This window comes from Serratia sp. 3ACOL1, assembly GCF_003668775.1.
Lineage (GTDB): Bacteria > Pseudomonadota > Gammaproteobacteria > Enterobacterales > Enterobacteriaceae > Chania > Chania fonticola.
On record NZ_CP033055.1, the window covers coordinates 3,303,864 to 3,314,425 of the forward strand.

At 51.9% G+C, this 10,562-nt stretch carries 11 protein-coding genes; all 11 read right to left on the minus strand.

Annotated features, from left to right (window positions below):
- Positions 1–159 precede the first annotated feature (159 nt).
- Positions 160–699: a fimbrial protein gene (locus tag D9980_RS14885; protein WP_121607703.1), complete on the minus strand. Its 540-nt coding sequence runs from the start codon at positions 697–699 to the stop codon at positions 160–162.
- Positions 700–770: 71 nt separating this feature from the next.
- A complete protein-coding gene (locus D9980_RS14890) occupies positions 771–1,544 on the minus strand; it encodes a fimbrial protein (protein ID WP_162304267.1) in 774 nt (257 codons plus the stop codon).
- Positions 1,541–1,915 carry a hypothetical protein gene (locus D9980_RS14895; protein ID WP_121607705.1) on the minus strand — a complete coding sequence of 125 codons (375 nt, stop codon included), beginning with the start codon at positions 1,913–1,915 and terminating at the stop codon, positions 1,541–1,543. The genes D9980_RS14890 and D9980_RS14895 overlap by 4 nt, the downstream gene beginning before the upstream one ends.
- Positions 1,906–4,458, minus strand: a complete 2,553-nt coding sequence (locus tag D9980_RS14900) for a fimbria/pilus outer membrane usher protein (RefSeq protein ID WP_121607706.1) — start codon at positions 4,456–4,458, stop codon at positions 1,906–1,908. The genes D9980_RS14895 and D9980_RS14900 overlap by 10 nt, the downstream gene beginning before the upstream one ends.
- A gap of 105 nt (positions 4,459–4,563) precedes the next feature.
- Positions 4,564–5,238 (minus strand): molecular chaperone, encoded by a 675-nt coding sequence (locus D9980_RS14905; protein ID WP_121607707.1) that lies wholly within the window; start codon positions 5,236–5,238, stop codon positions 4,564–4,566.
- Between the two features lie 99 nt (positions 5,239–5,337).
- A complete protein-coding gene (locus D9980_RS14910; RefSeq protein WP_121607708.1) occupies positions 5,338–5,862 on the minus strand; it encodes a fimbrial protein in 525 nt (174 codons plus the stop codon).
- 499 nt (positions 5,863–6,361) lie between these two features.
- A complete protein-coding gene (locus tag D9980_RS14915) occupies positions 6,362–6,910 on the minus strand; it encodes a tyrosine-type DNA invertase (RefSeq protein ID WP_021179836.1) in 549 nt (182 codons plus the stop codon).
- Positions 6,911–7,501: 591 nt separating this feature from the next.
- Positions 7,502–8,236, minus strand: a complete 735-nt coding sequence (locus D9980_RS14920; RefSeq protein WP_121607709.1) for an SDR family NAD(P)-dependent oxidoreductase — start codon at positions 8,234–8,236, stop codon at positions 7,502–7,504.
- 4 nt (positions 8,237–8,240) lie between these two features.
- Entirely contained in the window at positions 8,241–8,489 is a 249-nt protein-coding gene (locus D9980_RS14925) for an acyl carrier protein (protein WP_121607710.1), read from the minus strand.
- Between the two features lie 15 nt (positions 8,490–8,504).
- On the minus strand, positions 8,505–9,308 hold the full coding sequence (locus D9980_RS14930; RefSeq protein WP_237734019.1) for a MaoC/PaaZ C-terminal domain-containing protein: 804 nt from the start codon (positions 9,306–9,308) through the stop codon (positions 8,505–8,507).
- Positions 9,309–9,310: 2 nt separating this feature from the next.
- Positions 9,311–10,561 carry a beta-ketoacyl synthase gene (locus D9980_RS14935; protein ID WP_121607712.1) on the minus strand — a complete coding sequence of 417 codons (1,251 nt, stop codon included), beginning with the start codon at positions 10,559–10,561 and terminating at the stop codon, positions 9,311–9,313.
- Position 10,562: the final 1 nt, after the last annotated feature.

Genomic DNA, 10,562 nt, shown 5'->3' on the forward strand with positions numbered 1-10,562 from the left:
GCTATCTTTTCTTGTTTTTATTGATCAAACAACACATTGAAAATAAAGTCAGCTACCAACAATTAATAAGCCCCAGGCAATTAACCCAACAGACACAGGTAAAGCCACCATAAAAAAGTGGGGCCAGGTTTTCTTATGGCTAGAGGGTATTACTGGTGATTACTGATAGGTGAGTGCCACCTGCACAACGCCCTCAATACTACCTGGGGTTGCACCACCGTTAGTGCTAAAAGCTCGCGCCTTCAGTGGGAAGCTCGCCTTACTGGTGGAGTGATCGACAGCCACGGTCATATCACTGCCGCTGCCCAACCGGCGATTAGCTGATGAACTGCCATCAACCATTTCAATCTGCACGGCACCGGCAGGATTGGCCGCCTCGTTCTTATACAAATCCGTGCTTTCCTCCGCTGCCGTACCGGTGAATGCCGCCGTCACGTTAGTGGTTGAAGCTGGGCAGTCACTCAGATCCAGACTAAAACTCTCCCAATCGCTCCCCGCACCAGCGGTCAGAGTATGTGCCTTGATCTCCCCCAGATTGACATTGACATCGCCCCCCACGGCATCAACCGAACACGGCGAAGCTTTAACCGTACCGGTGATCTTTATGCGTGCATCGACCGCCAGAGCCGAGTAACTGATCCCCATACCACCGAGAGCCAGGCACAATGCAGTCGTTTTAAAAATTGCTTTCATATCCATAATAAATATCCTTCTCCATTTTAGTTAAACTTACTTTCGCAGAAAGCCCGAGATTTCCGATGCAAATGGGATTACTCCATTTTTACCGTAATAGTCGCGGTTGCCTCAAAGTCTCCAACTTTCGGTGCTTTGCCGGTCGTGCTAATAGGGTAGATATTCAATGTCGTCTGACTATCACTATCGATATTACCCAAGCCATTCATTTCCATAGACAGTTTGTCTCCAGGCGTAATAACCTGGGTGTTTCCACCACGTTTTTCTTCAATTCTGATCGCAATATCATCATTATCCGACGTCACCGAACCGTTGGTAGTGGTGGTCTTAAGAGCCGTGGGATCATGAGGATTCACCTCGCCCTCAAACAGCAAGCTGATTTTTGCGCGCGTCGACAGGTTGGTGCACTCCAGATACAGGGTTTCTTCATGTATCTGGACGGTACTTGGCTTTTGGCCCTTAACGTTAAAATCGGTGGACATAATGCTGCCAAAGGGCACGGTAATCATTGGGTTTTTAAGTTCGCATTTTTGCGGCACGGTGATCTTACCGCTCATGCTCACTGAGGCCGTTGGTCTGCTCCCCCGGCCTACATTGGGATCCGAATTAATATAGACATCCAACAGGGGAGAATGCGTTATTGTCGACGTGCCAATAACCGCCTGCCTGAAATAGAGATGAACTAATCCTTGTGCACCACTATCATAGAGTACGCCCTTACAATCCTGTGGCCGGTTAAAAAAGCCATTCCCTATCCATCCATTGCCGGGGAAAGGCACAGGGAAATATTTATTGACAGCACCGGCAATATACACCTCCATAGCGGCAGAAAAATCCTCGCTACCGCTCAACGAATAGAACTGCCTACTACCATCCCCATCCGGCAGAGGCGCCCCCTTGGGACAGCCATAATAAACGACTCTTTCATCCGAGTTTCGCTACCGCAGTCGCAGTTGACCAGATACCCGTCCCCCTCGTTCTGCCACACATTTTCGGCCTTATTCACCTCATAAAACGTCTTGCCAGCCGTGTTCTTATCCGGATGGTCGAACAGCTGATTAAACGTAAAGTGATAACCCATAGTCGAGCCTGCAGGTTCGCACTGCCCGATGGCGGCCTGCGCCGATGGCAGGCTCCCCAACCCCAAGGCGATAACTCCCCCGATGGCTGAATAATGCACTAACGATTTCCATTTATTCATCATTAAAGCCTTCATAAACATTGGCCATTCATCAAACGGATCCCGGCACTTTCTTTTTGCTCCGGCACACTGTAAGACACTTGGCATTGTTGCGACGCGGCGTTGCCCCATTTGACCTGCAACTTGCCGCTACCGGCCATCCCAGAGAGGAATACCTGACCACCGTCACCGACGATGCTGCCGTTGTCACCCCCATTGCTATCGGTTACGGTGGCACCGAACGGTATTGGCGCCCCCTGCCTCAACAGGGTCATCAATACCCGCTGGCCGACATTAGGTTTGAACTCGGCGCGCACGATGGCACCACGGGTTGGGATCACCGTCTGACTGGTTATCGTCATATCGACATCATCTGGCAGAGTAGTGGTGTTTATCGCAATATTGTTTTTGCGATAAACCGTGGCGTAAGGCACCACGGCATAGCCACGCCAGTCGGTAGTCACCCCTGATTGGTTGGCTATATTGACACCCTTGGCTCCCGGTGCCTTCACCAGCACCGCCGTCTCATTCATCTGTTGCGAGAGTGTCAAACCGTCTTCGTGCAAGAGGATCCCGCCCTGTACACCGTAGTTGAGGCGTTGATCGGAACGGTTATAGCCATACCCCACGTTGACTCTGCCCAAGCCGCCACGATAGCCAAGGCTGCTATTGCCGTAAGCCCCGACTCCCTGGCTGGTGTACCCCTGGCTGACGTTATAGCTCAGGTTATTACTGGGTAATGCGGTACCGTTAAGGCCGACGGAGTTACTGGTGGTGCCTTTACGGCTGGTATTCAGGTTGTAGCTTGCATAGCTGTCAGATAGCCTTCCGCCCAATGGCATGCTGATATTAAAGGCGAGAATATGGTCGTCGTAGTTGACGCGTTCGCCACTGCTGTCATAACCATCTCTGCTGAAGGTGTAGTTCAGGCCATAGCTGATACTGTTCCAGCTATTGTTATACCCGACGCTCACCGACTGGTTACGACGCCGATCGTTCCAATAATCTTCGTTGTACAGACTGAGCGACAGTGAACCTGCCCCCTCCCATAACGCTTGGCTCATCGACAGTTCAGCACGACTCTTCTTGTGATTCTGACTTTGTGATGTTTTGCCGCCGGTATAGGTATTTAACGTTTCCTGTAGCGTATAGAACCCCGCCGTAGAGTAACGATAGCTGGCCAAGGTGAAGCTGGTACCCGTTTCAACAAAGTTCTTGCCGTAACGCATACGCCACGACTGGCCGCGCTCTTTGGCAGCAAATTCAGGTTTAGACCAAGCCTGAGTAACATCGGTTGAAAACGCGCCGATAACCCCCATGTTTTGCCCCCAGCCGAAAGCCAGTGCCTGATATTTGCTAGCGGCCTGCACACCGCCGTAAAGAGTGGCCCCCCTCGGCAAGCCGTAGATCGCCGTGCCTTGAGTAAACAACGTATCATCCACGTTACTGTTGGATGAACGATATTGGCCGCTGGTCAGGCTGTATTTGAAACGTCCTTGTCGCTGTAATACCGGGACGGAAGCAAACGGCACCACTAACCTCTGCTCGCTGCCATCGCTCTCTTTAACGCTCACTTGCAGATCGCCGCTGCCCGCCGTCGGATAGAGATCGCTGATTTCAAAGGCCCCAGGTGGCACATAGCTCTGATAAATGACATAGCCGTTCTGGCGAACTGTGACCTGAGCGTTACTGCGGGCAATGCCGCGCACCGTCGGTGCATAACCCCTTAAACTCTCTGGCAGCATGTCATCGTCCGAGGCTAACTGACCGCCACGGAAAGGCACGCTGTCAAACACCTCACTTTGAGAGGAGCTATCGCCCAGTATCAATTGGCTCTTCAGCGCTACGATGTCGCGCTGTAAATAGGTATTGATGGAATCCCAGTGGCTTTCACCATCAGAGTCACGATTCCAGGTTGAGTAGTTACGCAGGCGCCAGGCGCCGAGGTTGATCCCTGAACGCAGGTTGAGATAATAGCTATTGCTGTCCGAGCCCTTACTGCTTCGTGCCCAGCTATTGGCACCGCTAAAGTTATAGTTGACCAACAGCGCCGGTATTCCCTGATCCCACTGATCTGGTGAAACATAGCCACGGACGGTCGAGTTCAATGCCGCCTGGGGGATACTGATATCCAACCGCTGTTGATTAAAACGGAACGTGGCCGATGCCTGGGGAATGATCTGCGCCAGATTAACGCACTGCCCCGAGGCCGGGATAGCGGGGAAGGAAGCGATCTTCACCCCCATTGCCTCAAGCATATCGCTGCTTAGGCAAGGCTGCAGGCTATCCTCACCTGCCGGGCTCCGTTGCAGGGAGAAATCAAGATCCTGGGTATCGATCATCGCCCCATTAAGATAGATATCAACCCGGTACGTACCTGGGGCCTGACTCCGACCATCTTCAAACACCGTCAGATCAGCCCCTCGCTGAGACGGATTATCAAGCTCCAGCAGTGCCGGGTTAAAGTAATCGCGGGCCTGTGCGCTACCGGACATTCCCATTAACATGGCAACCTGGCATGGGATTAACCACGCCAGCTGGGTACGGTTAAATCCGCGCGAGCCTATACGCTTCGGGTTTTTCATCCATTTAACTCCATTTATCAGCCGCGCCAGTAAATTCCGGCAAGCCGCGTCCCTTCCCTGTACTACCTGTGCAGGGATTAGTAGTATTTAATCTGGTGAATGCCTTTATAGATTCCCGATAAACGGTTTAGTAATACCGCCGTAATCGTTAATAACTTCCCAGCTCAATGCCCCACCAGAGCTACCTTCGGGTAGTTCAAAGCGTGCACTGGACTTCGGTGCAACCATGCTGACACTTTTCAGCGGGCTACCATTAACCTTGACTGAGAATAGAGTGATAAAATAGGGCGATGCATTAGTCACCTGAACCGCGTTACCGCTACGCTGCCAGGTCAATGTCTTGGCGGCGTCCTCTAACGTACCGGGTAACCCCTGAGGGCGATAAATCAGCTTGATGCGCGTCTTGACCGCAATTTGCAAACTGTTTTCCTGTTTCTTGGCCGAAGGAATAGATTTGATGTTCAGCCAATAGAGAGATTCTTTATCGGTCGGTAAATTCCCCCCTGCACGCACTACACGTAGGATATTATTCTGCTCGCCATCCAAACGGAATAAAGGGGGGGTAATGATAAATGGTGCCTTGGAGGTATCCCCTTCGTTTGTGTCAACCCAGGACTGAATGAGATAAGGCACCTTATCCGGATTATTGATCCCCAGGGAGGCTTCTTTTTTACCACCGTCATAAACCAGGCGCGTTCCGCCGACAATAATGCCCGCCTGTACCTGCGCACCAAAGGTTAGTAACAGCGCTGCGACTATTGTGCTCCGCCAGACTTTCATTGCTTATTCACCACTTCGACCATTGAGAGAAAGGCCAGGGGGTGACTTTCGTTCCCCTGACCAGCCTTATACCGCCCGTATCAGCCGAGCGGATAAAACTTACTGATAGATAATGGTAAAGTTGCTCACTGCGTTAGCCTTGCCAGCCGTTACGGTGGCTGAAGTCGCGTAATAACGTGCAACAAACCCGAGCACGTTATCTTCGGTATTGCTCAGCGGGTAAATGCTTGAATCCGTGTGCAGGTTAATCACTTTGTTGTTGTTGTCAGCAATCTGAACACCAACGCCGGTGGCAACACCTGGCTCATCGGTCAGCGCCAGAACGGCATCGTTACCCGCGACCTGGATACCATCAAAACGCACTGTCGCCGCTTTAACCGTATCTGGGCAGTCTTGCAGGATCAGGGAGAAATCCTTAGAGGCAGCAGTGACGCCAGCGCCACCCTTGAATGCGCCGACATACACTTTACCCAGAGTAACGGTCTGGTTTTCTGAGTCAGAATGCACGGTACAAGCTTGATCGATGATTTCACCAGCGAAGTTGACTTTGCCGTCTGCAGCGAACGCAGCGGTGGTAAACGCGGAGGCAGCCAATACAGCCACGGCGAGCAGATTCTTGTTCATATACTACTTTTCCTTTTAAATAATGCACTTCAAATACGCACATTTGTTTATTTTTGACATAACCCTATGTCATTCCTTTTTATTTAGTTCATCGACTGAAACACGCCTCCGCAAATAGCAATGGGGCAGTAATACCTTTCCAGCCAAACGATTCATTTTGAACTAAAGTGACTCCTTTGGTTTAACGTGCCAAGGAAGGCCTTAAAACAAACAACGCATAGCTCAATGCTCTGTAAATTACAAATATAAAAGGATTATGAACTAGTTATAAAACAGGCGAGTTTCGATCTTGGATTTTTTTAGGTGGTCAAGTAAGAAAACACTTAAGGCTGGATGAGGGTTTTTTATGGGAAAAACAATTTAACTCGTTGTTATTTAATGAATTTATCGATCAATATGAATTATTGAATAGTTAGTGTTGACATTATTTTTGAGTATCCTTAGAGTATGTTGCAATTTAGTTCAAAGTGACTCATTAGACATATTTTCCTTACTCAAATCACCATACTTCCTTGAACCGCCTGGCATTGCTTGCCGTATATAGCACCGTATTCTGAATATTCCTATGGCCAAGAAAATCCTGAATCAAGCGCGTATCTATTCCCCGGTCCGCCAAGGCAAAACCGCAGCCATGACGCAGCATATGGGGATGTGCATTGACCTCCAGATTGGCCGCCTCACTGTAATTACGAATGAGCCAATAAATACGCTGGCGTGATAAACGAGATCCCCGGTTAGAAAGAAACAACCACTCGCTATCCGCGCCACGGTAATGTTTTCTCTTGGCCATCCAACGCTGTAAACATTTCCGCTCGCGCACATACAAAGGATGAACCGTTGAGAAGCCGTTCTTCAATCGATGAATATAAATATTGCCACCTTCAAGGTCGATATCTGACAGCCGCCAGCTATTGATTTCACTCACGCGGCAACCATGAATAAAACACATATAAATCAAACAGTAATCTCTCTCTGGGTTCTTGCCTTTCAGCGTTGCCTCTAGCAGCTTTTCCACTTCGGAAGGCGTTAAATGTTTACGACTGGTCATAGTACCTCTTTGACTTTTCACCAAAAGTATGTGGATTTTTCCTCCCTTTTATTTCCACAACAACGCTCAGGAGCATTTGCCCCTGCCTTCGGATAACATCCTGGATCCTCAGCGGAGTATAGCCGATAAGTAATCACGAAACAGCCAGGTCATGGAACAATGCTAATTACCCATGATCTAACGCAACTTAGCTAACACTTAGATTAAAATCAGTAGTTCAGCTCAGTTATAGGTTAATAAAACAGCAGGGTTGAGTTATGCAACATAACAACAACATAATGAAAGCAAGAAATACAACATAAATGCACCTTGATGGAAAATGGAATAATACCCATCCCCGACAACCAATAGGACATTAAACGGAGAGGCGTCCTACAACGGATCGGCCAGAGAATCATCCCAAAATAAAAGCACATAAAATAAGTTAAAAACATAGCCACCATCTATATAAAAAGGCGACCTTATCGGAAAATACGCAAAATGATTGGGTTGAAAATCAAACGGAGAAAAATAAATTCGCAGGAGCGTACGGCAATAAAAAGGGGCACCGATAGACAGTGCCCCGACTTGATACAGGAGGTATTAACGCGCTCAGACGGTCAAACCACCGTCTAGCACCAAAATTTGCCCCGTCATGTAACGGCTGTCATCACCGATGAGAAACGCGGTAGTACGTGCTACCTCGCTGGCTTTCCCCAAGCGACGCAGAGGAATTTGCTTGCGCAGCGCCTTCAGCGCCTCCGGCGGAATAGCCTGCGTCATCTCGCTTTCGATAATCCCGGGCAGCAGGCAGTTCACCCGGATACCAAAGCGCGCCACTTCCAGCGCCAGAGATTTCCCCAGGCCGATCATCGCCGCCTTACTGGCCCCGTAGGCCGTTTGCCCGGTGTTGCCCTTGATGCCCGTCACCGAGGACATCAGCACCATCGCCCCTTCTCCCTGCGCCATCATGGCGGGCAGCAGGTGGCGGTTCCAGTAGAAGATGGCGTTGAGGTTGGTGTCGATCACCTGCCGCCAGCGCTCACCGGTTTGCTGGATATGCAAATCATCCAGCGTGATCCCGGCGTTATGGATCACCGCAAAAGGCGCACCGAGGCGTGCCAGCAACGGCGGAGCTACAAGGTTCACCGCCAGCTCGTCACTGCCGTCACAGACGCAGCTTTCCACCCAGCCCGGCAAACCCGCGCAGGCTTCAATCACCGCCGCGCCGGCCGCCTGGCCGTTACGGCAGGTGAACACCACGTTCCACTGCTTGGCCAACTCTTCCACCAATACGCGGCCAATCCCCCGGCTCCCACCGGTCACCAACACCCATTGTTTAGTCATGAGATTACTTTTGCGCATCGGCCAGGTTTTGACAGAGTTCACCCAGCGTCATAGTCGGCTGATTGATGAACATTTCGGCGGTGAGAGTGGCCCCAAACTCGCGTTTGGCTAATACCATCAGTTCCACATAGTCCAGGCTGTCCAGCTTCAACTGGTGCAGGGGCATTTCTGGCGCCAGATCGGCCATCTCGAGATCTTTGGCATCACAAATCATTTCCGTGACGGTGTCGTAAACCTGTTGGTGGTTTTCCATGGTTATATCCCTATGTTAATGATCGGCCACTGGCCATGTTTTTAAGGTGACGGAAGTCGCGAGCAGCGGATGCTGCTGCGTTCTGGCCTCGATCACCGTGCGTAACACCAATCCGCTGCTTACATTCCCGATCACCAGCATCGGCTGAATGCGGTAGTACAGCCGATCTTCGGGTGCAAAAAGCGCTTCGGGGTTGAATAATCGGGCACTGAAGTGGGTTTCATGATGCGTCTGTACCACAGGGCTCTGGGCAAACACCTCAATCAGCGTGGTGGCCTGCAGTTCCGGCAACGTCGTCGCCAGCATCGCCACGGTTTCCGGCGATTTCACCAGCAGTTGGAACAGCAGGGCGTCAAAGAAACTCCACGCCTGAGCGGCATCCGATGCCTGCCCCGGGAACGGCTGGCAGAGTGCCATCACCTCGTTAACGGTCAGCGCATGTTCGTGATCGGAAGCCACCAAGTCTAGTGTTCTGGCCGGAGCCAGCTTGCTGCTGAAGCAGCTTTCCTGCGTGGCACAATCCCGCAACTCACCGGTGATCTGCTTGCCGTTGCCCGCTATCTGCAAGTGATACGGGGTCTGGCACAGCACCGGTCGGCGCATGCGGGTGCTGAAAACATAAAAGTCATGCTCCAGCGGAGTCGCAAGCAACACCGCACTCAAATGACGTTTCACATCCAGCATCGCACGCATCCCGTGAACGCTCAGTTGATCGGCCCCCATTTTGCGTACGTGTTGCAGATCAAAGTGGATCGGGTTGTAGTCGCCGGAAAAGGCGGCCCACTCCTCGGCATCGCGCAGGGTGTAGTTGAAGATCATACTTATGCCTGCCCGATAACCAACGCCGCGTTAGCGCCGCCGAAGCCGAAACTCAGATTCAAGATGTTCTGTAACCGGGCCGGGCGGTGCCCTTCGCTGACGTAATCCAGATCGCACTCCGGGTCAGCATTTTTCAGGTGACAGGTGGCAGGGATCAGCTGATGCTGCAACGCTTGCAGGCAGATGATGGATTCAAAACTGCCTGCCGCCGCAATCAGATGCCCAGAGTAGGACTTGGTGCTGGAAAGCGGCGTGCTATAAGCCGCCTCGCCGAAGGCCAGTTTGATCGCCTGGGTTTCATTCAGATCGTTGAGCGGCGTAGAGGTACCGTGCGCATTGATATAGTCAATCTCCTCCGCCACCACACCGGCCTGCCGCAAGGCGTGCTGGATGGTTTTCACCCGGGCAAGCTTGTCTTCCGCGGGAGCGGTAAAATCGAAGGCATCAGAGTAATTGCCGTAGCCCTTGATTTCCCCCAGGATGGTTGCCCCACGCGCCAGTGCGGCTTCGCGCTCTTCGAGGCACAACACGGCAGCACCTTCGGATAGCACAAAGCCGTTACGATCGAGGCTGAACGGGCAGCAGGCCTTGCTGATGTCGTCCTGCTCACTCGTCAAAGCACGCAGCACATCGATATTCCAGACGGCAGTGTCGCTGCTTAACGACTCCCCTGCCCCGGCCAGCATCATCGAGGCACGGCCACTGCGGATCACCTCAAACGCATCGCCAATGGCGATCGTCCCGGTGGCGCAGGCCGCAATCGGGCTATTCTGATAGCCGCGCAGCCCCCAAAACAGGCTACAGGCGGCCGTCGCGACATTCGGCATGGACAGGAAACACCCAAAGGGTGAACCCAATCCTGCACGCAAAAAGTCCTCATGATTGTTTTGTATTTCATCCTGGCCCGCCCAGCCGCTGCCGATGATGGTGCCGCAGTCCAGCAGATCGTAATAGGCTGCCGGGCTTTCCCCATGGAAGGCCATCTCCATCGCTTCGCGGGCCGCCCCCAAGGCTAACCGGGCAAAGCGGGGCAAACGGCGGCGGATCGCCGCAGGCACCCCTTTCAAGTCAGGTTCGTCGTCGATCACCCCCAAGAAACGCGACTGGATCCCCACGGCAGATTTATCGTAATAGCGATAACCCAAGCGGTAATCCATAATCGCCGCCCAGCTTTGCTCGGTATTCATCCCTAATGGCGTGACCGCACCAAAACCTGTAACTACCACGCGACGTGGCAAAGCCTCTCTATTCATG